At 36.9% G+C, this 22,507-nt stretch carries 25 protein-coding genes; 15 read left to right on the forward strand and 10 right to left on the reverse strand.

Features of this window, described 5'->3' with window-relative positions:
• Positions 1-29 precede the first annotated feature (29 nt).
• The gene (locus KS419_RS18240) at positions 30-401 is read left to right on the forward strand and encodes a cbb3-type cytochrome c oxidase subunit I (protein ID WP_217067824.1); all 372 of its coding nucleotides are present in this window, start codon (positions 30-32) and stop codon (positions 399-401) included.
• Between the two features lie 242 nt (positions 402-643).
• On the opposite strand, the gene KS419_RS18245 is transcribed toward KS419_RS18240, so the two are convergent.
• The 3 genes from KS419_RS18245 to KS419_RS18255 form a co-directional block, all read right to left on the reverse strand.
• A complete protein-coding gene (locus KS419_RS18245) occupies positions 644-1,228 on the reverse strand; it encodes a hypothetical protein (protein WP_217067825.1) in 585 nt (194 codons plus the stop codon).
• A gap of 130 nt (positions 1,229-1,358) precedes the next feature.
• Complete coding sequence (locus tag KS419_RS18250; protein WP_217067826.1) at positions 1,359-2,399, reverse strand: S66 family peptidase; 1,041 nt, start codon at positions 2,397-2,399, stop codon at positions 1,359-1,361.
• A gap of 279 nt (positions 2,400-2,678) precedes the next feature.
• Entirely contained in the window at positions 2,679-3,005 is a 327-nt protein-coding gene (locus KS419_RS18255; RefSeq protein WP_217067827.1) for a hypothetical protein, read from the reverse strand.
• A 538-nt stretch (positions 3,006-3,543) separates the two neighbouring features.
• On the opposite strand from KS419_RS18255, the gene KS419_RS25345 reads away from it, so the two are divergent.
• The 3 genes from KS419_RS25345 (at position 3,544) to KS419_RS18265 (ending at position 5,006) form a co-directional block, all read left to right on the forward strand.
• A complete protein-coding gene (locus tag KS419_RS25345; RefSeq protein WP_281419846.1) occupies positions 3,544-3,678 on the forward strand; it encodes a hypothetical protein in 135 nt (44 codons plus the stop codon).
• Between the two features lie 89 nt (positions 3,679-3,767).
• The gene (locus tag KS419_RS25030; protein WP_246594248.1) at positions 3,768-3,983 is read left to right on the forward strand and encodes a LytR family transcriptional regulator; all 216 of its coding nucleotides are present in this window, start codon (positions 3,768-3,770) and stop codon (positions 3,981-3,983) included.
• Between the two features lie 546 nt (positions 3,984-4,529).
• Positions 4,530-5,006 (forward strand): hypothetical protein, encoded by a 477-nt coding sequence (locus KS419_RS18265; RefSeq protein WP_217067828.1) that lies wholly within the window; start codon positions 4,530-4,532, stop codon positions 5,004-5,006.
• 53 nt (positions 5,007-5,059) lie between these two features.
• Here the strand turns inward: KS419_RS18265 and phnE (KS419_RS18270) are convergent, their stop codons facing one another.
• From phnE (KS419_RS18270) to KS419_RS18290, 5 genes are all read right to left on the reverse strand, one after another.
• Positions 5,060-5,896 (reverse strand): phosphonate ABC transporter, permease protein PhnE, encoded by an 837-nt coding sequence (phnE, locus tag KS419_RS18270; protein ID WP_217067829.1) that lies wholly within the window; start codon positions 5,894-5,896, stop codon positions 5,060-5,062.
• Entirely contained in the window at positions 5,893-6,681 is a 789-nt protein-coding gene (phnE, locus tag KS419_RS18275; RefSeq protein ID WP_217067830.1) for a phosphonate ABC transporter, permease protein PhnE, read from the reverse strand. The genes phnE (KS419_RS18270) and phnE (KS419_RS18275) overlap by 4 nt, the downstream gene beginning before the upstream one ends.
• A gap of 7 nt (positions 6,682-6,688) precedes the next feature.
• Positions 6,689-7,441: a phosphonate ABC transporter ATP-binding protein gene (phnC, locus tag KS419_RS18280; protein WP_217067831.1), complete on the reverse strand. Its 753-nt coding sequence runs from the start codon at positions 7,439-7,441 to the stop codon at positions 6,689-6,691.
• A gap of 75 nt (positions 7,442-7,516) precedes the next feature.
• On the reverse strand, positions 7,517-8,521 hold the full coding sequence (locus tag KS419_RS18285) for a phosphate/phosphite/phosphonate ABC transporter substrate-binding protein (RefSeq protein WP_217067832.1): 1,005 nt from the start codon (positions 8,519-8,521) through the stop codon (positions 7,517-7,519).
• Positions 8,522-8,878: 357 nt separating this feature from the next.
• A complete protein-coding gene (locus tag KS419_RS18290; RefSeq protein ID WP_217067833.1) occupies positions 8,879-9,787 on the reverse strand; it encodes a LysR family transcriptional regulator in 909 nt (302 codons plus the stop codon).
• Between the two features lie 185 nt (positions 9,788-9,972).
• Here KS419_RS18290 and KS419_RS18295 point away from each other — a divergent pair, with 185 nt between their 5' ends.
• From KS419_RS18295 to KS419_RS18320, 6 genes are all read left to right on the forward strand, one after another.
• Positions 9,973-10,947, forward strand: coding sequence for a carbohydrate ABC transporter permease (locus tag KS419_RS18295; protein ID WP_217067834.1), 975 nt, complete (start codon positions 9,973-9,975; stop codon positions 10,945-10,947).
• Positions 10,929-11,762 carry a carbohydrate ABC transporter permease gene (locus tag KS419_RS18300; protein WP_343215087.1) on the forward strand — a complete coding sequence of 278 codons (834 nt, stop codon included), beginning with the start codon at positions 10,929-10,931 and terminating at the stop codon, positions 11,760-11,762. Before KS419_RS18295 ends, KS419_RS18300 begins: the two co-directional genes overlap by 19 nt.
• A 30-nt stretch (positions 11,763-11,792) precedes the next feature.
• Positions 11,793-13,127: an ABC transporter substrate-binding protein gene (locus tag KS419_RS18305; protein WP_217067835.1), complete on the forward strand. Its 1,335-nt coding sequence runs from the start codon at positions 11,793-11,795 to the stop codon at positions 13,125-13,127.
• Between the two features lie 236 nt (positions 13,128-13,363).
• Positions 13,364-14,230, forward strand: a complete 867-nt coding sequence (locus KS419_RS18310; RefSeq protein WP_217067836.1) for an HIT family protein — start codon at positions 13,364-13,366, stop codon at positions 14,228-14,230.
• A 121-nt stretch (positions 14,231-14,351) separates the two neighbouring features.
• Complete coding sequence (locus tag KS419_RS18315) at positions 14,352-15,185, forward strand: HAD-IIA family hydrolase (RefSeq protein WP_217067837.1); 834 nt, start codon at positions 14,352-14,354, stop codon at positions 15,183-15,185.
• A 65-nt stretch (positions 15,186-15,250) separates the two neighbouring features.
• A complete protein-coding gene (locus KS419_RS18320) occupies positions 15,251-16,471 on the forward strand; it encodes an MFS transporter (protein WP_217067838.1) in 1,221 nt (406 codons plus the stop codon).
• Positions 16,472-16,686: 215 nt separating this feature from the next.
• On the opposite strand, the gene KS419_RS18325 is transcribed toward KS419_RS18320, so the two are convergent.
• Both KS419_RS18325 and KS419_RS18330 read right to left on the reverse strand, forming a co-directional pair.
• Positions 16,687-17,001 (reverse strand): hypothetical protein, encoded by a 315-nt coding sequence (locus tag KS419_RS18325; protein WP_217067839.1) that lies wholly within the window; start codon positions 16,999-17,001, stop codon positions 16,687-16,689.
• A gap of 495 nt (positions 17,002-17,496) precedes the next feature.
• Positions 17,497-17,739 carry a hypothetical protein gene (locus KS419_RS18330; RefSeq protein WP_217067840.1) on the reverse strand — a complete coding sequence of 81 codons (243 nt, stop codon included), beginning with the start codon at positions 17,737-17,739 and terminating at the stop codon, positions 17,497-17,499.
• A gap of 485 nt (positions 17,740-18,224) precedes the next feature.
• On the opposite strand from KS419_RS18330, the gene KS419_RS18335 reads away from it, so the two are divergent.
• From KS419_RS18335 to KS419_RS18355, 5 genes are all read left to right on the forward strand, one after another.
• Entirely contained in the window at positions 18,225-18,968 is a 744-nt protein-coding gene (locus KS419_RS18335; protein ID WP_217067841.1) for a hypothetical protein, read from the forward strand.
• Positions 18,969-19,030: 62 nt separating this feature from the next.
• A complete protein-coding gene (locus KS419_RS18340) occupies positions 19,031-19,705 on the forward strand; it encodes a short-chain dehydrogenase (protein WP_217067842.1) in 675 nt (224 codons plus the stop codon).
• A 695-nt stretch (positions 19,706-20,400) separates the two neighbouring features.
• A complete protein-coding gene (locus tag KS419_RS18345) occupies positions 20,401-20,937 on the forward strand; it encodes a histidine phosphatase family protein (RefSeq protein ID WP_343215088.1) in 537 nt (178 codons plus the stop codon).
• Positions 20,938-21,072: 135 nt separating this feature from the next.
• Complete coding sequence (locus KS419_RS18350) at positions 21,073-21,522, forward strand: DUF3997 domain-containing protein (protein WP_217067843.1); 450 nt, start codon at positions 21,073-21,075, stop codon at positions 21,520-21,522.
• 21 nt (positions 21,523-21,543) lie between these two features.
• The gene (locus tag KS419_RS18355; protein WP_217067844.1) at positions 21,544-22,104 is read left to right on the forward strand and encodes an HXXEE domain-containing protein; all 561 of its coding nucleotides are present in this window, start codon (positions 21,544-21,546) and stop codon (positions 22,102-22,104) included.
• The last annotated feature ends 403 nt before the right edge of the window (positions 22,105-22,507 follow it).

Raw genomic sequence — 22,507 nt, forward strand, 5'->3', positions numbered from 1 at the left:
CTGATGTAATCATAAGGGGGAAAAATATAGTGGGAGTTAAATTGATAAAAATTTCTGTTGTTTATTTTGTGATTGGGGTCCTTCTTGGCTACCATATGTCCATGGCAAGTGACTATAGTTTGACACCGGTTCACGCGCATGTGAATTTATTAGGTTGGACATCCATGACGTTAGCGGGGATCTTGTATGTGATGTTTCCAAAAGCAGAACAAAGTTTGTCCGGAAAAATTCATTTTTGGCTGCACAATATTGGGTTGCCGTTGATGATGCTAGGTATATTTTTAGCCATCTCAGGAGTTGTTAGTGGAATTGTGCCACTTATGATTATCATTGGTAGTAATGTCGTCGTACTTGCAGTGCTTGTTTTTGCCTTCAATGTGTTTAAAAATGTCAAGGCATAAAACTAGCGGCTCAATATGTGCATCGCACTACTAGGGAAGTTTCGTAATAGAATTTATTCTTGATTCATAGTTTTGAAAATAATAGAAAGAGGACCACTTTAAAAATCGGTGCTCCTCTTTTTACTATTATTGAATAGATACAACATTCCCATCGGGATAATCGGGTCCACTACATTCTATTAATTAGTTTTTCCCGTAGTGGTCTAAGGATTGTAGATCATGTTGGTTTTCTTATGGTAAGTTTAATTTGTGTGGGCGATGGTAATGCCCACTGTGATAGGGGAACTCTCATCTGAAAATATATTGAATGATATGGTTGAATCGGAATTACTTATGACTAGACTATTCATGCCTTCCATTCTCAGTTCGCTATTTTTCTCATATCCATGTGCATCTGTAAAGTTCAAAAACATATCAAACAATTCATCTACTGTCACGGATTCGGTAAAGTAGGTGATGCTAATTGAATCTGTGTCGCCATCGCTAAGTTCCATTGAGCTATAGATTTGGTACTCACTTGGAAAAGGAATTTCTGAAGGGAATCTTTCTGGTAATTTTGTGGTGGATGAACCTATGGAGAGACTTCCGCTTTCTCCATCTTCATTCTGTGTTTCAAATGTTATTCCATCTTCCTCTGTTCCAATCGTAATGCTTTCTCCGTCATTTCCTGATCCAATTGTAACACCGTCTCCATTTTCCCCTACGCCAATTGTGACACTTTCTCCATCTCCAAGTGGGATGGAAATTCCATCCTTCCCAATGCACCCACTCAACATAAGAGTGGCAAGAGACACACAAATGATAAGCATTAGTTTACCGTTTTTCACTGTTACTCCTCCCGTCATAGTAACCATCTAAAGGCTATAAGTCATTATAGCGGATGATTTGACAAGAGAATATTATACTTAAGGGTTATTTCATAGACTTTCATCTATTTATTTTGGGAGAGACTTTGGATCAAATCAGTCTCTGAACAATCTTTCCTTTTCCATCTTCATAAGTGACATCTGCCATCGCCCCATTCACGAGAACCATCTGTGGTGGGAGATGTCCAATGTCCACATCATAGATCACAGGGATGTTAGCAGAGGCGAACGTTTTTTCCAGTGCGTCGGTCAGTTCAAAATCCTCTTCATCACGGTATCCCTCTGGTCTGCCGTAAAGAAAGCCGTTGCAATGCTCAAACCAGCCACAATGTTTCATTTGCCATAATGCACGGTAAATCTCCTCTGCATTCATCCCGCAGCTTTCAAAATACCAGATAAATCCATCCCCTTTGTACCGTTCTATGAAGGATTGAACAGGGGCATAAGGAGTCCCAATCAATGTGGAAATGGTGTCTAAGCATCCCCCAATTAATCTTCCCTGAAACTGGATAGGACCTTTCCCGCGAAGAGATTTCCACTCCACTTTTTCGGTTTTATGAAAAGGTGGAAATGATGTATCTGTAACCTCCAGCCAGTGTTTCTGATAAAAATCAAAGCTAGTTTGGCTGAATGCTTCTCCTGAAGATAGCTTCAGGACATCCAATAATTTTTTTACCGAAGGATCAATTGGATCATTCCCAAAATCGAGCATATTAGGTCCGTGCACAGAAGCGAAGTCGTGCGTTACGGTCAAGTAGAAGAGAAGAGTGCTCGTGTCGGAAAACCCCACAACCCATTTTGGGAGAGTGGGAGTGGGATTCTTCTCTGCATCCAGAACTGTTGATAAATGCTCGAGGATTTCCATGAGAAAAATACCGCCCCAAGGTGGAATGATGGTGTTAACGTCTCGGCGCTTCCAAAGTTCCATAAATTCCTTCGTTCGTTGTTCTGCATGGGAACTGACTAGTTTCTTCTCCTGCCGTACGGACTCCGTCTCCATGGTTGGAAAACCAAGTTCCCTCATCTGCCTAATGGCATTATCCAGTTTTTTCTCAAAAACCCCGGTTACGCCAGTCGATGTGGCAGTGATACCAATCACATCTCCCATTTGAAGCGCTGCAGGATATTTCATAACAACCCCTCCGAATGATAAAAATAGTATTTCTAGTATATCATCACGTAAATGGGTGAAGTCTTGAAGTTGAATTTTTTATTATGTAAAATCCCATTTCGGGAAAGCGAAAGAGGTATCCAGGGAGTATATTATCTATTTTCCATGCGGCATTGAGAAGGGGAGGGGTATAGTAGCGGCATGGTACACCGCATCGTTCCTGTTATTTTTGCATTTATGGGATCTGGGGCAAAGATAAAGGTAACTTGTCTCTGTCCCCAATTCCCCTTTCTAACTTGATTATTTTTTTACGAGGCTTGCTAAGAAAGAACTTAGTTCTTCGGTTGATTGAAAACAGAACGAATATCCGTAATGGATTGGGTCTTTCCCGTTATTTTTCCGTTTTGGGAATGCTTTAAAGGTCGATTTATGATTTATACCTAAAGATTTTTCCAGCAATTCGTCATTGCCTTCAACCGTTTCTGGGTTAAGCACAATCGTTGTTTCTATATTTGGCAACAAGTAGACGATCTCTTTTGTCTGCCTATGTGTAAATTCCACAGCTTTTTTTACCTCGTTCGTTACAGTAAAGTGATTATCAATGAAGGCTTTTTTTAAGTTTTCCATGTTTGTATCCCTTCTGAAAAATATAGTGTGAGTATCCATGAACTGGACCTTTTTATTATAACTCCTTTTCATCATTTGTCCTATCATTTAAAAGGGAGTTGGGTAAAGAATTACGCGCCTCATTAGGAAACGGGAAGAAGGAACTAAGTTCTTTATTTCGTTTCTTGAGGTGATCCATTTGGATAGTGAAAAAAAAAGGTGGATGATTGATTGGTGAAGTTTTTTTGTTAGGGAGTCTGAAGTGTCTTGTAATGATAAAAAGTAGGATAGTAGATAGTATTTTTTTCCTATATTTTCACAAATAACCATCCTTTTTTTTACAAGTTTATTATATAATTGTAATTGTGTGGCTCCATATGTTATGTAATGTGTAAAAATTAGTAGATTAGATAGGGGTATTAATCGCAAAACTACTGTTTTGTTTAGGTTTCGAATATTGTTCTTGATAACGAATCTTGTCAGTTGTATAATCAATAGTACATCTTTACTATGTTTACTTTACTAGGATTACGATTTAATAGTCTATTGGAGGCAGAAAATGAGCACGGAAGATCTGAAGTATATTATGAATGAAATAAAAAATCGCAGCGAAACGGAGCCTGCAATAGATCCAAAAGAAGTCTTATTATTTATTGAAGAGCAACTAAAAGAAAAACTTAGTACTGAAAGATAATAAGATTGGCATATGATTGGTTGAATGATACATAGGAGTAATGGAAGTTTACTAAAATAGTATGTATGCCAAAGATGTGAGGGAAAACTTTGAAACTATTTGATACGTTACCAAAATCGATAAAAAAAACTATTCGGTATATTAACCAGGATATTCATTCTTTAGAGAAATTATCTCTTATTGAAAAGGAGTTATTGGACCATCTTCAGAGAAGGAAAGAACAACTGGAAATGGGGTCACTAAATAGAGCCGGTTCTACTAGGGGACAATCGGAAGTTATTCGGGAAAGAAGGTACAGTGTGTAGCATTTGACTATATGTTGTGCCTTTATTTATTTTTTTATTAGGCTATATTAAAGGCTAATGTTGATTTTTTAACAGGATGATTTTTAGCGAAATTTACGACACTCCTGCGGGAAAAGCGAGTTCAGGGGAGACCCCGCAAGGTGTGAAACACCGAGGAGGCTCCCGAACCGCCCGCGGCTAAGAAGACACTGCGAAGAATGAGCAGATGTCGCACTTGTGCCCGTGGTGAAAGGGAGTGAATTTCGCAAAAATCAACATTGAACGATAACAAAGCCTTTTATTAAGGCTATGTTTAAGGATGATGTTGATTATTCAATATAGTGTTGATTGAAGTGAGCGTCTTCAAACGAAATTCAACAATAAAATATAACAGAGCCTATATTAAATAAGGAACGGTGTCCAATACACTTATAATAAGGTGGATTGGGATTAATTCTGGAACCATTCAACAGCAATTCCAAAAAATACAATTATACTTGCAATAGTAGATAAATTAAACTTAAAAGTATAGATTAATAGCCATCATAAGAGTAGAGGAGCATAACGATGTCATCCATTGAATATAAGTTTGACGGCAACAACTATGAATTAGCCACATTAAACGGCCTATTGAAACTAACAAAAAATGAAAGAGTATTGCACGTTCAACTCAAAAATGCACAGGAAGAATTGCACTGGCTAAAAAATAGTAATGAAATAATAGGTAGTATTCATGATTTTATTAAATACTGTGAACAATACAAACCCTATAGAAAATGTGAGTTTGAGGAAGATGAATGGGAAAGGCACACGAAGATTTATATTAACCTTTATTATAATTCTCCTGAAGGTGAGAAAATTCATTTAAGAAGGCAAATAGATAGTGTGCAAGGAGAAATGTCGTCGAACCGTGCAGAAAGTAAAATGAGGTTATATAATGAGTTTATTTATGGTGAAACATCCAAATCCTATAATAACAAACTCACTTTGTCAGAAATTTGCGACGATATTAACACTTGGATAACTCAATATAAAACGATTTAACAAACTTTAGGACACCAGGGGACAGTTCACATACCGCCCTCTGGTGTCTTTCTTTAAATTCTTTGAATCATTTTTTTGAGCTGGTTTCCTGTTACTTCCACGGTGAAAACCATGAGGAAGATGACTAGTATGATAAATGAGGCTTCTTCTAGTCGATACATTCGCATTGCAGAAGTGAGTTCCCAGCCAATTCCGCCAGCTCCGACCATCCCTAGTATGGTGGCATAACGAAAGTCGATCTCGAGACGAAAGATGGACCAAGACATATAAGCGGTTAATACAGTTGGTATGACACCTTGAAAGATGACTTGCATCCAGCTTGCTCCTGTTGATCTCATTGCCTCCAGTACGCCATCGTCAATTTCTTCAATGGATTGGGCAAAAACTTTTACGAGCATTCCTAAGCTATTAAATGCCAATGCTAAAATTCCCGGGAACGGTCCCATACCTACGGCAACAATAAAAATGAGCACCCATATTAATGCGGGTATTGCGCGAACAAAAGCGGCAATTCCCTTTATCATCCAAGATATCGTACGGTGTGGAGAGAGATTTTCAGCTGCTAAGAAGGATAAAAATAAGGCTAAAACAACACCGATAGACGTTCCAACGATAGCGATTTGTAATGATTCAAGGCCAGCACCAATAACTTTTTCCCAAGTGGAAAAATCTGGTGGCATCATATGTCCCACAAAGCTAAATAATTTGGACGTCCCACTAATTAGACGGCTGTAATCTAAGTTCAGCTGGATTAAACTGAAAATGAAAAATAATCCTCCAAATATTAAAATACCTGTTAAGAAGCGGTCCCGTTTTGTTTTTTTTCTCGGAGGTTCCGTTTTAGAAGGTGAAGTTATGATGTTGTTATTTATTGGCATATTTTCCTTCATAACAGTCGCATCCTTACTTTGTTAGTTAAATATTCAATTCCGATGATTAAAGTGAATATTAGCAAGATGGCCATAAAGGCATCTTTGTACTGAAATAAACTGAGGGACCGTTGCATGGCGAAGCCGATTCCCCCACCGCCAACCATTCCAATTACGGCGGCTTCCCGTATGTTTAAGTCAAATTTGTATAAAGACCATCCGACCATTCCTGGTAATACTTGGGGGACAACTGCCTGTCCAATGACTTGGATCCAGCTTGCCCCCGTAGATTGAACGGCTTCTACTGGTCCCATATCAATTTCCTCAAGTATTTCTGCAAAAGATCGTGTTAATAGACCAGTTCCACTAAGGGTTAATGCGATGGTTCCGGCAATTAGTCCTAATCCGTAGGCAGCTACTAATACGAGCACCCAGACAAGTGCTGGAATCGATTGTAAAAAGGATGCCAGTCCCCGAACAGCATATTGTAATGTGGGATGTGGGGTGAGGTTATACGCTGCTATGAATGATAGGAAAAAGGCGCTGATTGCTGAAATGACCATGGCAACAAAACTCATGTAAACAGTGTCTAAGGCAGGGCCCATGAAACCTTTAAGACTGCTGAGATTCGGCGGGAACATATCGATAAAAATAAAGCGGAAGGTTTCACCTATCCCGTTCAATAGTTTTGGAACATTGAACCCGGTGTCTATTAAGGACCAACTAAGGAATAGGGCAAACAATCCAATGATGAGTATCGTTTGTATTTTTTTTCGTTTTTGTATGTGATTGATTGATGGTTTCATTGTTTGATCACACCACTAGTTTTTTTTGATAAATATGCTGTATTTCTGAATCGGAAAGCTCGGTTGCTGAGCCATCAAAAATGATAGTTCCTTGCTGCACACCAAGTATTCTCGTTGCATAACGTTTTGCAACTTCTACTTGGTGGAGGTTGACGATGCAGGTGATGCCGTCTTCATGACAGATTTGATACAAATAATTCATGATTGTTTCTGAGGTTGTGGGGTCTAAACTGGCAATAGGTTCATCTGCTAGAATTAATGCCGGCTTTTGTGCTAATGCTCTAGCAATTGCTACACGTTGCTGCTGCCCCCCGCTTAATTCTCCTGCCCGTTTATATGCCTGATCTGTCAGCCCCACTCTTTCGAGCAAACTCCAGGCAGCTTCTTCATCTTCTTTTGAAAAAGCTCCGATGGCTCCTTTAAAACTGTTCATATATCCTAATCGACCGTGGAGAACATTTTTCAGTACACTGACTCGTTTAATTAAATGAAAACCTTGAAAAATCATTCCCATTTCACGCCGTATTTTTCTTAATTCACCCTTACTTGAGGTAGTTATCTCTTTATTTTGAAAAAGTATTGAACCGCTGGTTGGTTGTACTAATCGGTTAATAGATCGAAGTATCGTACTTTTGCCTGCCCCACTGGATCCTATGATAATGGCGAATTCTCCTTTTTTTACATTAAATGAAATATCTCTTAAAGCTGTTGTTCCATCTTTATATATTTTGGTGAGATTCTGTATTTCTAATATTTCCATTTGATGAAACCCCCAATGTAAATTTAATAACAGCAACCGGCACAACGCCGATTGCTGTCCGAATGTAGACTTGATCTAATTTAATAATTCTTCTGGACTCATACCTAGTGCTTCTGCAGTTCGTCTAACCACGTCAAATGCGCTGTCTTCCACTGGATAAAATCCGTTAATTCCACGTTCTTCAAAAAATCTTTCGTTTTCATAAGAGTAGTAAAACTCGCGAATGGCTTCTTTCAAGTCTTCAGGTAAATTGCTTCGATAGGCATCTGGTCCACGTGGAATTGGGTCAGAGCTAGCAATAATTTTAAAATCACCTTCGTTAATAACCCCTTGGTCAAGCATAGCGTCCATGACATCTGTTGCAATGGCTGCGCCGTCTGCATCACCATTAACAATAGCTAGAATAGACGCATCGTGGGAGCCTGAGAAAGTAACACTGCCAAATACGGATTCTACCTCATCATTTGTTACTCCTAAATCTTCAATTACTTTTGCTCTAGGAAAGATATGTCCGGATGTGGATGCAGGGTCAACAAATAAAAAGTCCTTTCCTTCTAAGTCAGCGATAGATTCTGCATCAGAGTCTTTTGGTACAATAATGGCACTAGTATAGTAAATTTCCTCTTCGCTTTTTCCCCCAATGGAGAAAACTTCTGCACCACTTCGCTCACTGGCAAGTACGTAGGCAAAAGGGCCAAAGAAAGCAATATCAATGTTTTCTGTGCGCATGGCTTCAATAACTGCGTTGTAATCTGTTCCTAGGAATACATCTACTTCAATTCCTAAGTGGGTAGCCAATTCTTCGGCAAATTCATTAACTCGGTCAGAAGCAGATGTTTGGTCTTCTGCAGGAATAACTCCCATATTAATTTTTTCTGGCCAATCGTTTCCAGCTACTTCTTCTTCGGCTGGATCTTCCGTTGCATCTTCGTCGTTATCTGATTGATTAGATTCTGCTGGTTGATCATTCTCTTCGCCTTGAGCTGTACCTTCTGAATCTCCACAAGCAGCTAAGACTAGTAATAATAATACTGAAAGAAATGCAAGTGAGACTTTAAAGTTCTTTAATTGCAAAAGCATGTTATACCTCCAATTAAATTTTTTATGCCAGACCCTTTCATAGATAAATATACTTGGAGAGTTTTAAAGGAAGATTAATTATGTGTAAATATTTTAGTGGATAATATATTGGAAATTTAAAGGATATGAATGGGTGGACAAGAGAGGAGGGACAGGTGCCTTAACCGGGTCTTTGCTGTGGTGAAAACAGGGTAGAAGGAGAATTTGGTTCCTGGAGGAGGTCGAATTGGTGATGAAAATAAGTAGGAAGGGGATTTCGTCCTGAAAGATACAGGACGAAACAAAATCACTTTGATTTTTTGCAGTTCGGCAGCAACTTGTAGATTTTGAATGCTTGCCTACTGGACTTCTATTAGTTTATGCCCTTTTATCACCGGATACAAATTGAAAAACTGAGATGAAGTCTTTTAAGATAGGTGATAAATATCTGCTCCGATGATAAGCAAGATAAACTGTTCTAGATAGGATTTCAGAATTTAGTGGTTTAAATATAAGCCGTTGCTCCTCCACTTCCCGCTTTACAGCAAGATTAGATAATATACTTATGCCCACATTAGACAGAACAGACTGTTTTATAATCTCTGTGGAACCAAGATCAATAGGTTTGGTTACTTTGACATCATGCTCCATCATCCATTTGTCTATTAAATTTCTTGAAGAAGAACCTGTTTCGCGAAGTAAAAAGGGTGTATCTAAAATCATTAAAAGTTGTGGCGTGATAGTCTCCATGGATGCAAAAGGATGGTCTGGGTGCATAACAAGACCTAATTCATCCTTCGATATGGGGATCGATACAAGCTCATCATCCTGGAAGTATGTATCTGTTATGATTCCAATGTCTATTTCAAATCCTTTAATTAAACTATTAATTTCAGGAGAGTTGCGACTGACAATAAGCTGAGGGTCAATATTTGGATACCTCTCCAAGAAAATACGAAGTATTTTCGGTATGAAGTTTGTGGCCGGAGTATAGCTTGATCCTATGATTACACTCCCCTTTTTCAATTGTTGATAATCTTTTAATGACTGAACAGCCCCCTCTGATAGTCTAATAATTTCTTTTGCATGGATTAATAATGTTTGCCCTGCATCTGTTAAAGAAAAAAATTTATTTGTATGCTTAAACAACGGTACCCCAGCAAACTCCTCTAGTTTCTTTAAATGAAATGTGACAGTTGGCTGCTTGCATCCAATGATATTTGCTACAGTTTCCAAATTATGATGCTTTGCAACCAATACAAAAACTTTCATCTGTTTTATATTCATTATTTAAATACTCCTCCCATCAATTAATAAAAAGTGACAATATTTTTGAGAAATATATAGATTTTTTCTATGAAACAAATAAAGTATATCAATTGTTTATTAATTAATTGTTTTCACCAAGTTAATATTCAATTTACATTCTATTGATAGTATTAAAGTAACAAAAATGTAATGGAGGTGATTTTTTGGATGAAAACTATCTCTTGGTAAACCCCAACCGTACAAATAAAGATCGAAAGATTCCTCATTCATTAGAGGAAAAGAAAGCAATGAAAAGTAGAGTTATGAGAAAAAACTTTAATAAACTTATGCCATATTTGCTTGTCTTACCTGCAATTACCTTGTTATTTATATTTGTATTGCTTCCATTGATTCTCACATTCTTATTGAGTTTTACAAATTGGAATTTAATGACAGTAGAGTTCGATTGGGTTGGAATTAAACAGTATGAGAGGTTATTTAATGATCCATTATTTTGGAAGGTTGTTAGAAATACGTTGGTCTTTACATTTTTTTCTGTACTTTTAACTTTATGTTTAGCTTTATTTTTTTCAGCGCTATTTGATCAAAAAAGAAAGGGGGGGAGTTTTTATAAGAGTTTGTTATTTGTTCCTTACATAACTCCGATGGTTCCCATGAGTATTGTATTCTTATGGCTGCTAGATCAGTATTATGGTTTATTTAATACTGTTCTGGTCGACATTGGCATAGGAAGAATCCCGTGGTTAACAGATCCACGCTGGGCAATGGTTTCGATCATATTAATCAGTGTCTGGAAAACAATAGGTTACAATACATTAATATTATTAGCGGGTTTACAGAATGTTCCCAATACAGTAAAAGAAGCTGCGCGGATGGATGGCGCAACTAGTAGGCAGGTTTTTTTACGAATTACGATGCCTCTTCTTTCACCGAATATCTTTTTTGTAGTAGTTGTTGGTATTATTACATCCTTTCAGGCTTATGACATTATATACATGATGACAAATGGAGGCCCAGCCAATAGCACAAATATGGTTTTGTACTATATGTACCAGCACGGGTTTCAATACTTTGATACAGCTTATGGTTCTGCTATTGCTGTTATCTTATTTTTAGGTTTAATTACAATTACGTTTGTCCAGCTAAAGTGGTCAAAAAAGTGGGTGCATTATTCATGACAGTTTCGCATCTAGTCAGATATACAGTTAACATTGGCTTGCTACTGATTACTCTAATAATAGCTTTTCCGTTTATATGGATGTTAATAGGGTCTATTCAAAGCTTGGAAAATGTCCGTTCTCTTTCTTTTTCTTTTGATGGTTTACAATTCAGCAACTTTTATGATGCTTGGAACGGAGCACCTTTTGGCAGATATTTTTTCAATAGCTTTTTAATAGCCGTTACTGTTTCAATTATTCAGCTAGTAATTAATATCTTTGCAGCATATGCATTTGCTAGATTGAGTTTTAAAGGGAAAAACGTCCTGTTTATTATTGTTTTATCCACGATGATGATCCCAGCTCAAGCCATATTTATACCCAATTTTATCATTATTTCTGGATTAAATTGGTACAATACGTATTTTGCTTTGATTATTCCTTTCTGTGCTAGTGCTTTTGGCATCTTTCTGATTAGACAAGCTTTTTTGCAAGTTCCAAAAGAAATAGAGGAATCTGCAATTTTGGAAGGGGCAAATCATTTACAAATTATCTATCATATGATGATCCCTTTAGCAAAGCCCACAATCATTACGTGCATTTTATTATGCTTTATTAGTCAATACAGTGACTTGTTCTGGCCATTGATTGTTACCAACTCAGAAGATATGCGCACAGTTCAGGTCGGTCTTTCTAGTTTTATGAATGATGAAGGGGGTTCAGGACCACAATGGCATATTTTAATGGCTGCATCCACCATGGTTATCATGCCTCTTGTCATTTTATTTATAATGGCACAGAAGTACATCATGAAAGGTGTACCTGGTGCTAAATAATAAAATTATATATATAAGGAGATGTTTCAATTGAAAAGCAATTGGATTGTAACTTTTATTTTACTTAGTACCTTGTTGCTGTTTACTGCATGTTCAGAAGGGAATGGGGAATCGTCAGCTGCAGAATCTAATACAAGTAATAAGGACAGTAATGACAATTCGGTATCAGAAGATAATGCGAATGATTCACCATTAGAGCTTGAGTTTTGGTATGGAAATGGTGGAGATGTAGGGGAACTAATTGTAGCTCAAGTAGAAAAATTTAACGAATCTCAAGATAACATTTATGTCAATGCAATTTTCCAAGATAATTATAATACGATAGCTGAAAAGTTACAGGCTACTGTCGTAGGTGGAAATTTACCGGATATCGTACAGTTAAATTCTCGAAACTGGCATACTTTTGGAGAGAGTGATGTTTTACTAGATTTAACAACAGTAATAGAGAATGATAATGATTTCCAGATAGATGATTTTGACAATGGATTAATCAAGGACACATTATTAAATGGTGGACAATACGGATTACCGTTTAATAGAAGTACTCCTATCCTTTATTATAATAAGGATTTATTGGATCAACTTGGATATGATAGTGAAAACCCTCTAGAGAATTGGGTTGATGTGGAAGAGATTTCAAAAGCAATTGTCGATAGTAGTGATGAGGAACGATTTGGATTTACTGCACTACTTGATGCTTGGTACTTTTATTCCTTAGCATGGAGTAACGGGGGAGAACTAGTCAATGAGGGTGGAGAAATTGTCTTTGATTCTCCTGAATCAGCAGCAGGACTTCAGTTCTGGGCAGACATGGCAGAGGCTGGTCTTATGTTACCACCAACTGCATCTGGCAGTAACTCTGGACAATTACTCGCCGAACACTTTTATGATGAAAAAGTAGGAATTTTAATGACTACAACAGGTGCACTTACATTTATTGAAATGAATACAGATTTTGAACTAGGGACTGCAATTCTACCAAAATTTGATAAACATGCTGCACCAACAGGTGGAGGTAACTTATCAATTGTAAGTAGGATTGATGAGGAAAGACAAGATGCTGCATGGGAGTTTTTAAAGTTTATGACAGATACAGAGCAAGTGATTGAGTTCTCTACAGCAACAGGTTATATCCCCTATCGGGAATCTGCATTCCAATCTGAGGAGATGCAAAAATTTTATGGGGAAACTCCAAATGCATTAACTGGATATAAGCAAATGGCGTATGTTCATTCAAGTCCTAGTGGATATGCAAATATTGAAGTGGAAATAGCGAATGCAATGGAAAGGACATTTGTTGATGATATTACCGCTTTAGAGGCATTGCAAGAAGCGGCAAACACAATGAGAAGTCGTATTCAGTAAAATAAATTCGAGGAAAAAGAAGCGGCAGGCTCGCTGTGGATTGGCGAATTAATATTATCGAATTTAATTTACAAGAATAAAAGGAGAAATAAAGGGCATTGTTCATCGCAATGCCCTTCCTTCTACCTTTCCTACAATGAAATGTAAACTTTTTGATAAATATATATCATAGATGTTGTCCAGGTGAATGTATATACAATAAAACAAAATATAATCGCTAAAGGAGTTACTTAACGTTGAGACAAGCAGATACATGGTATGAAACGTTTCGGGAATATAAAAATAAGGGAAATATAACATTTTTCTCAAGTCAAAGTCCCTATATAGATGTATCTATTAATGACTTTCATCTTTACTCTCATTGGATGGGACCTAAAGAAACAATGAGAGCCCATCAATGGTCTGGGGATGTGTTAGTGAAAATGATGGTGAGTGACATTTCTGTGCAGGGAGATACAGGAGAGAGGTACTACGACCCTGACAAACGAAGAATTAAAGGACAAGTCATAGATTCAAGCAATAACGTTGTTGATATTGGCTTTCCGGTTCTCCTGCAAAAGCTATCTGGAGAAGGTGTTTCCTTAAAAACGGGGGAATGGATTGAAGCTAACTGGCATTCGCCAATCTTAATCTACCCTTTAGATGTAAATAAGTCGTTAAAGGATTGGGGACAGTGGACAACATTTTTACAAAAGGATACATGCCCAATGTGTCTTTATCCACGTAAAGATTTTTTGATTGCTGAATTGTCTGTTTCCAAACTTTATTTAAGTCCAAATCAACGCTGGTTAGGGTATGTATATGCGGTATTTAATGACCATAAAACGGATCTACATCAATTGAACCTAGCAGATAATGTCCGTTTTTATGAAGATGCTATGACAGCACTAAAAGCTGTAAATAAGGCTTTTCATCCTGAAAAAATGAATATCGATAATTTAGGAAATAAAATACCACATTTACACTGGCACATTATCCCTAGGTATGCAGGTGATGAAAATTGGCGAAATCCAACTTGGGCTGATTGGTATGAAGGAAAGCATTCTCACCTATCTAGAGAGCAATATAAAACGATCATGAGTGCCATAAAAGCTTTTTTATAACTGAAATAAAGAATAGAATCTAGCATTTTATTGTGAAGTATTTTGAAATATGAGGAGTTTATTCTTAATTTGTTGTTGTTGTGCAATTGATTCCCGTTCAACCTAGAGGAGGATATATAGAATGAATGGTTTGATCATTGATCTTGATGGCACTGTTTATAGTGGTAACACACTTATTCCTGGAGCGAGAGAATTTATCGAATCCATACAGATTCAAAAAATACCATATCTGTTTGTAACTAATAATTCGTACCGAAATCCAGAAGATATTGCTGGAAAATTAATAGATTTAGGAATTAACGCAAAGAAAGAAGATATATATACATCTTCTCTAGCTACAGTAGAATATATTAAACATAAACTGGACAAGAAGAGAATCTCAGTTATTGGGGGAGAGCGTTTAAAGGAAGCATTTCAAGAAGCAGGCTACACCTTATCTAATCTGGAGCAAACGGAAGTTATCATTCAAGGGGTAGATCCATCCTTTACCTATGAAACATTAGAGAAATGTGTTAATAGATTGCTTGCAGGTGCAGACTATATTTTAACTAATCCAGATCTACTTATTCCAATAGAGGGAGGATTTAGTCCAGGCGCGGGCTCCATAGCTGCAGCGATACAATCTGCCAGCCAGGTGAAACCCAAAATCATAGGGAAACCATCCTCCATAATAATGGAGTATGCTATAAAAAAGCTCGGTTTACCTAACGAAAAAGTGATTGTAGTTGGTGACAATCTATTAACTGATATGCATGCAGGTTATAAAGCAAAGTGTCAAACGGCATGGATAATGACTGGTCTTGCACCACAACAAAAGGAACAGGGGATTCTAGAGAAACAGGCATTTCAACCTGATTTTATTTGTGAAAACTTAAAAACATTTTTAATAGAATTAGAAGCCGTAGGTGTCTTGGCAAAACAGGGTCCAGGAAAAAAACATCAATATGCTAAATAGTGCAAGATATCCAATATTACAAAACAATATAATCCGTTATAGTAGTTTCAAAAGAAAGGATAGATATGATAAAGCGTACAGTCTTACTTTGGTGTCTTATTATTTCAATTTTTATGTCAGCGATAAATGTTATGATTTTATCCACTTCGGCTTCACAAATAGCCGACGATTTAGAAGCGCTTTCCTCTGTTAATTTAATCTTTACCGCTTATTTATTGACACAAGCTATAGCAATTCCACTTTTTGGAAAACTGTCTGACATAATAGGACGTAAATTGATGATGGTAGTAGGAATAGGATTCTTTTTAATAGGCACCATTTTTTCTGGATTCTCAGATAGTATAGGAACACTTGTCGTTTGGCGAATGATCCAAGGGATTGGAGGAGGGGCCATTCAACCAGTTGCGATGATCATTATTTCAGATGTATACGATGGGGATCACAGAGCTAAAATACAGGGAAATGTATCTTCTGTTTGGGCATTAGCATCCATCATGGGACCAATTTTAGGTGGCTTTCTTATCGAATATTTTCATTGGAGTTGGATTTTCTGGATTAATATTCCTTTTGGGATACTGGCTTTACTGGGAATCTCTCTCTTTTATGAAGAGAATAGGGTACAAAAAAAAGTAGAAGTTGATTTTAGGGGAATGCTGTACCTTAGTATTGGCATTGCAACTTTCATTTTGTTCCTGACAAAAGGAGGGGAGACTTGGACTTTTTTTTCTGGACCGAGTATTTTATCCCTTATACTTCTTGTTGTGGTGTTTAGTATATTTTTAAGGGAAGAAAATCACGCAAATAATCCCATAATTCCATTATATATATGGAAGGATCCAATAGCTGTTTTAGCGTTTTTTGGTACTTTTTGTGTTGGGATCATTATGATTAGCGTCATTGTCTTTTTCCCTTTCTATTTATCTGAGGTGAAAAATATTTCTCCTTCGATTTCTGGATGGGGAGTAAGTATCATGTCTATTAGCTGGGCAATTAGTGCTGCTGTTTTTGGAAAAATAATATATCGGCTGGGAATCCTATCTGCCTGTTTAATAGGAAGTGTTTTTATAACCGTTGGCATAACTCAAGTATTAACATTAGATCTGTCGTTCATGTTTATTGGAACCGGTATTATAGGCTTAGGGATTGGTACTCTTACGATATCTTTCATCACCTTAATTCAGCATCGATTTTCAATGTCTCAGAGAGGTATCGCCATTTCCCTCCTGGATTTTCTAAGAGTATTAGGAAGCACAGTAGGAACAGCATTGGTGGGACTTTTACTTTAAATATTGGATTCTCTAAAAAATGTGGTGAGGGCTCTGTGAAGGGGGAAGTTCACTAAGAGCGTGGAAGAGGACAATAGAAATGGATTCGCTGCTCCAATCCACTTAGGTATCGTTCGAGTACGATAGAAACCTAGGAGCAGCATCGCATTTCCACTAGAAGGCTCTCCACTACCCTAAGCTCGTGACCAAGGCATTTGCGCTTTTCTTACAATAATCTAGTCAAGCCAATGTTTGAATTCTTCTTTTTCTTCTTCTGTTAAAAGTCCCAGTTCCTTTTTTGCTTGAAAAACAAAGATATCGTCATTGGAAGAAAAATGATTAAACCTTGACCAGATTTTTTGATTTAGTTTATGAAATTCATGTATATGCTCAGTTAGCTTATAGTAAGGTAAATTTCCATTTTTCCATTCTATAAAATGCTCATACAGTGGCTGAAGGGCATCCTCAGTCGTCTTTTTGTGATACTGGTCAATAATTTCACGGTTTCTCGCACGTTCTGCTTTGGATTTCTTGTTACTATGAGATTTCAATCTGTTAACTCCTTTCTATCGTACTAATAGTTTTCATTATTTGTATTATATACGTGGCAGAATTCCTATAAACCCGTCACTTTCACTACTCCCACCTTAACAAAGGAGTAAAGGGGTCATTTTTCCAAGGATAGAGGGACAAGGTGCATGTCGAATGGGACAACAAATATCACATGAGGCCAGAACACAATCAAAGTTTCATTGAAAACCGAAAAGGACAACAAGTAAAGTTTCATTGAAAATCCGAATAATAAACAACCATTGCGAAGTATATTTCCAACTAATGATTGCAGCAGTATTATTTTATTCGGGTTTCTCATTGATGAAACCACTTGTCTCCCAGCCACGATAGTTTCTGGAGTCACCTTGTTAGGTTTCTAGAAAGCCCAGTCCTGATGGTAAAAGCGAACATAATACATTAATCTAACACGAACTAAATAAACATAATCGAATCAAAGAAGGGTATTTATGGATGACATGGAATTGTCACTACTGTCACATTGATTTTTCCACGTCGTTCCTCTCGTTTTTTTCTTCAGAACTTCTCAAACTATGTTCTAATTGTTCTATCTTTAAGGTCAAGTTATCCATTTTCTTATTCAAAGCTATTACATCAATATCTGTTTCGCCGCCCTTTAATTCCAATAACCGTCTTTTGTGCCATAACACGCCCAATGTTATAATGATTGCTGTTAGAAATGGAAAAATAGAAATAAGAAAAATATAAAATCCATTCATAAGAATACCTCCCCTTGTTACTATAGAATTTGATACATAATAATTCTAGATTAGCACTCGAATTCCTGCGACATAGAAAAACAAGATTTTCTTTCCTACTACGACCAAGAAGCTGTTTTTAATTAAAGCGAGAAACTCGCTTCATCCCTCCACTCTATTTTTCCCAACATCAAAAATCATTAGAACCACTGTAGAATAATATAAATAGTCTTTCATCATAAAGGCTGGTGAGATCAGGAGGTTTCTAATACAATGTAGTATACAAGAATAGGAAAGGAGTTGGCAGAGATGACATCCTTCTCTAATCATCGTTTTAAATTCACTTATAATAGTTGGTTAAAGACATATTCCAAGGAACATCAAGATTATCTAAGGAGAAAACGTTATAACTGGGGTCTCATTGGCAGAATCAATTTTGATCCTGGGAGGCAGGGTGAATCGAAGCAGGATTTATACACATCTCTTCCGGCAGAAGTTTTTTAGGCGTGGTCTACTTCAGGAAATATTATTTTAATAGAAAAAAACAGAGGCATGTATTTGAAATTGTTATTGATGATAAAAACAAAGAGATTTTTGAACGATATCGTGTCGTTTTCCTTGAGGACGGGACCCCGTTGACGATTTTTCTGCTCGATGATCCAGAGGAGGAGCTAAGGGAGCAATTCCATTTACAAGATTTTTCTGAAATGAACTTGGCTGTACTTCACTTCAAGCTTGTTCACATATTGCTGAAGGATTTTGTGGAAGAACTATTTGTGGAAAAAGTGGGGAATTCCTTTGAGAGAGATGTGGAACGGCCAGGGCAACCAATACCAGAAGAGTTTCAGCAGTTCGCCAAAACATATGATATGCTCGATAAACGCTCTAGCAAGATGAAAAAACATTATCTGGTTGATTTCTCTAGTGAACAGAAGCATTGGATTATCGTTTCTCAGCGAAAGAGTGAAGCGTATCGCAAACTTTTTGAGTATGGACATCAATGTGACAAACTTGATAGTCTTTTCTTTGAAAACGATGGTGAGCGGCCAGAACCATCGGGGAAAAACCTGAATTTAATACATATAAAAGATTATTTCCATCAGGAAACGATCAAGAAACAAGCTAAAAAACTGGAATTCATCCAGACTGTTATTGTCCCATTAAATATAATGGACTACAAAGAGCAGCGGAGACAGAAAAGAATCCATCAAAAAAAGGAGTATCAACAAAAAAGGTTGAAAAGGAGATAAAAGCCCCACTATACCTACTGTTTCATGTTGAATATTTAGGAGTTGGAAAGGATTTGTAGCCAATGGATGACGAAATTAAGGACGTGAAATTGGGAACTAAAGAAACTGTTTTGGCTAGTCTTACTCATTCGGAAACCAAACTATTTTTTCAAAAAAATGTATTAGATGAAGGGAAGGAAAAGCCAGCTAAATCTCATGTGTTAGTTGTTGGTGGAACAGGGATGCTCGCCCGAACATCATTGTGGCTCGTGGAACAAGGATATCATGTTTCTATTATTGCTCGGAATAAACCGAAAATGGAAGTATTACTCAAAAAGGCTAGCAATCCTGAAAATATTACTCCTATTTACATTGATTATAAAGATAATAAATTGTTGGAAATGAAGCTAAAAGAATCGATGATCCGTAATGGTGATATATCTTTAGCTGTAGTGTGGATACATTCTGTCGCTAAAGAAGCGATACATACAATCATTCACGTGGTTTCGCAGTCGAGAAGAAACTGGAACTTGTATCATGTACTCGGAAGTAGTACGAATTTAGCGCAACTGAAGGAAAATCTGAAGGTACCATATCATTGCACGTATCATCAAATTAAACTAGGTTTTCAATTGGAAAATACTTATTCTCGGTGGTTAACGCACGAGGAAATATCACAAGGAGTAATTGATACAATAAGAAACGGGAAGTTGGATCATATTGTAGGTGTCATTGAACCGTGGGAAAAGAGACCATAGACCATGGGTATAAAAGGGAATAAAAAGGGTAGTAATTTCCTAAATGGAAAGTTCACAAAATAGTCGGGGACCTGGTCCCCGACTATTTTGTGAACTTTTTACATGGAAATAGAGAGGCATGGTATAGATGATGTGAATCTAACATACCACCTCAAACAAGCTATCGTCTCCTTCTTAGTCGTCCCAAAATTTTCTAGACTAATTCTGCAGCTCCCAAGAGAATATTAAATCCACGTACAAATCTTAAATCTTCCAAAATAATTTTCCGGGAAATATGACGGTTTTTACACATGTATTGCGAATTCAATCACAAACACGGTTTGAAACCTGTCGATTGTTGAAGAGGAAAAGGACTCAGGTTTGGATCCGGATTGCCATTATCAACTCTATAGTTATAGTTGTTTTACATGAACATGGCCTGATCTTACGAAATATGGGGTTAGTATCTCAACTGAGAAAAGCCATTTGAGGGAATGTAAATAAATATTTCACCATGAAGGAGATATGGTAGAATGTCATTGACAAGCCCCATTTAAAGGAAGAAAGATATATACAAATGGAAAGGTTTTCCTATTCAATAGATGTCGGTAGTTATACATTTATCGATAACGAACTATCTAAAAAGTGATACTAACAATATGACCCCACGAAAAAAAATTTATGAGAGATGAAATCTGATAACAAATATATACTTTATTAGACATGCACATTCTACATATACTCCTGATGAATTACATAGACCCTTATCAAAAAGAGGTTTAAGTGACGCAGAAAAAGTGGCTCAGACGCTTATGGAACACCATATTGATTATGTCATTTCTAGTCCGTATAAGAGGGCCGTTCAGACTGTTGAAGGACTGGCAAACTTGATCGGTCAAAAAGTTATAATCAATGAGCATTTCAAGGAACGGAAATTATCGGAACATCCAGTAAGCGACTTTGAAATGGCGATAACAAAAGTGTGGGAGGATGAGACTTTTTTCTGGGAAGGTGGAGAATCAAATGTATCTGCTCAAAGACGAAGTGTTAAGGCAACTTTAAAGTTATTAAACACCTACGAAGGAAAGAATATTGCTGTAGGTACGCACGGTAATTTAATGGTTCTTATTATGAATTACTTTGATAAAAGATACAGCTTTGATTTCTGGAAACAACTGGAGATGCCGGATATATATAAACTATCATTTCTGAAAGAAAACTTAAAAGGTGTAAATAAAATATGGTGCAGGTAATAAACTGCCTTATGATAAAAAGAAGTGCTATCTTAAGGGCAGATTCCTCCTCTAGGACTAATTCATTTTTTTGGAAAAATGCATTTGATACCCTGATCTAGGAAGTAAATTAGTATCCATAAAGGAGCAGAAACATTGAAGAAGCAGAAACGTTATTTCAAAAAAATGATCCTGTTTATAGCAGGAATCTCCCTATTAACAGGGTGTGCTGGTATGGCAGATTATGATGTGGAATTACCAGGTAACTATTCCATTCTCAGAACGTCAGCCCATCAAGTTACGATAGCTCTAAAAACAGGGGAGGACAGTTGGGGAAGTGAGATTATTCCTGCTAAAGTCACAGAAGTTGGTTGGGATGAAAACTATATCATTGCCAAGCAAGTTAAATTAACGCAAGACAAAAACAGAGAAAATAATTATAAAATCCCTGATGAACAAAACTATCAGTATTGGATATTATCTATAGAAACTGGTGATTTAACTGGTCCCTTAGATGAGGGAAGATTAACGGACAAAAGAAAGGAATATAAAATATCCGATGCCATAATTCTAAAAGACGTGAGTAGAGGCTTTAGCCAGGAATAGATCTAGAAGAGGAGTGGAGAAATGGAGATATTTATCTGGTCATTTTTAATTGTCTTTATGCTTCACAATTTAGAGGAGATTATAACAATCGAAAAATGGTTTATGTTTACTTATCCTCGAGTCAATAATAGGATTCCTTCCATTGCTCAGGCAGTAATCACAAAAAATAAGGTTACAACTGTAAAGTTTGCGATGACTGTATTTGTGTTTTCAATCATTGCATCTAGCTTAATTTTTCTAACCATAACGACAGAATATTACTTTTTATTCTGGGGCTTAAACCTTTTTTTTGCCTTAAATATTTTTCTACATCCAATACAGTCTTTATTTTTAAGGTGTTATACCCCAGGGTTATGGACAACCGTATGCTTAATACTCCCATATAATATTTGGATTTTTTATCATTTTTCTATAAGTGGGGTTTTTACCATTACTATGTTTATGTATGCTGCAATTGTTATGATCTTGCTTGTTCCATTATTTGCACTGAGTCATATTATCGCGAACAAGTGGGAGTCATCCAAGGAGTCATCCAAAGAAAATTCGCCCATTTCGAACATCAATCAAAATAATCCAAGTTGACACAGCAAGCCACTAGACAAAATTAGATTGGTAGAAAAAACAGTTCCTTGAACCTATATACAAATCATCTTAAAAATATGACTATTTAGCTAACATAAAAAAAGAAGTAGCGTACAAGAAAGAACGGAGGGGGACAAATTACCACTATTTTGTTTAACAATAAATTTATAGATTTTGGAGCCTTCCAGCATGTCGTATAGACCATCGCCTACACACTACAGGGCACTTCGGAACTACAATTGAGTTCAAAGGGGGCACATTTAATCTTTAAAAAGATAAGAAAGTATAAGTTTTGGCACCTTCGGGCATTGTCTAGCTCCATCGCCTACTCGCATGGGAACTGAAAAAGTGGTGCTTTTCCACTTTTACAGTCCCTAAGCAATGAGCGTAGCCGTCGCAATCT

The sequence above is a fragment of the Evansella tamaricis genome, from assembly GCF_019042215.1.
Taxonomy (GTDB): Bacteria; Bacillota; Bacilli; order Bacillales; family Salisediminibacteriaceae; genus Evansella; species Evansella tamaricis.

What these genes read in the sequence shown, in the direction of transcription:
- KS419_RS18355 (WP_217067844.1), top strand. Translation starts at nt 21,544, where the DNA reads ATGGAGATATTTATCTGGTCATTTTTAATTGTCTTTATGCTTCACAAT.
- KS419_RS18340 (WP_217067842.1), top strand. Translation starts at nt 19,031, where the DNA reads ATGGATGACGAAATTAAGGACGTGAAATTGGGAACTAAAGAAACTGTT.
- phnE (WP_217067830.1), bottom strand. Translation starts at nt 6,681, where the DNA reads ATGAAACCATCAATCAATCACATACAAAAACGAAAAAAAATACAAACG.
- KS419_RS18265 (WP_217067828.1), top strand. Translation starts at nt 4,530, where the DNA reads ATGTCATCCATTGAATATAAGTTTGACGGCAACAACTATGAATTAGCC.
- KS419_RS18250 (WP_217067826.1), bottom strand. Translation starts at nt 2,399, where the DNA reads ATGAAATATCCTGCAGCGCTTCAAATGGGAGATGTGATTGGTATCACT.
- KS419_RS18315 (WP_217067837.1), top strand. Translation starts at nt 14,352, where the DNA reads ATGAATGGTTTGATCATTGATCTTGATGGCACTGTTTATAGTGGTAAC.
- KS419_RS18290 (WP_217067833.1), bottom strand. Translation starts at nt 9,787, where the DNA reads ATGAATATAAAACAGATGAAAGTTTTTGTATTGGTTGCAAAGCATCAT.
- phnC (WP_217067831.1), bottom strand. Translation starts at nt 7,441, where the DNA reads ATGGAAATATTAGAAATACAGAATCTCACCAAAATATATAAAGATGGA.
- KS419_RS18255 (WP_217067827.1), bottom strand. Translation starts at nt 3,005, where the DNA reads ATGGAAAACTTAAAAAAAGCCTTCATTGATAATCACTTTACTGTAACG.
- KS419_RS18320 (WP_217067838.1), top strand. Translation starts at nt 15,251, where the DNA reads ATGATAAAGCGTACAGTCTTACTTTGGTGTCTTATTATTTCAATTTTT.
- phnE (WP_217067829.1), bottom strand. Translation starts at nt 5,896, where the DNA reads ATGAAGGAAAATATGCCAATAAATAACAACATCATAACTTCACCTTCT.
- KS419_RS18285 (WP_217067832.1), bottom strand. Translation starts at nt 8,521, where the DNA reads ATGCTTTTGCAATTAAAGAACTTTAAAGTCTCACTTGCATTTCTTTCA.
- KS419_RS18330 (WP_217067840.1), bottom strand. Translation starts at nt 17,739, where the DNA reads ATGAATGGATTTTATATTTTTCTTATTTCTATTTTTCCATTTCTAACA.
- KS419_RS25345 (WP_281419846.1), top strand. Translation starts at nt 3,544, where the DNA reads ATGAGCACGGAAGATCTGAAGTATATTATGAATGAAATAAAAAATCGC.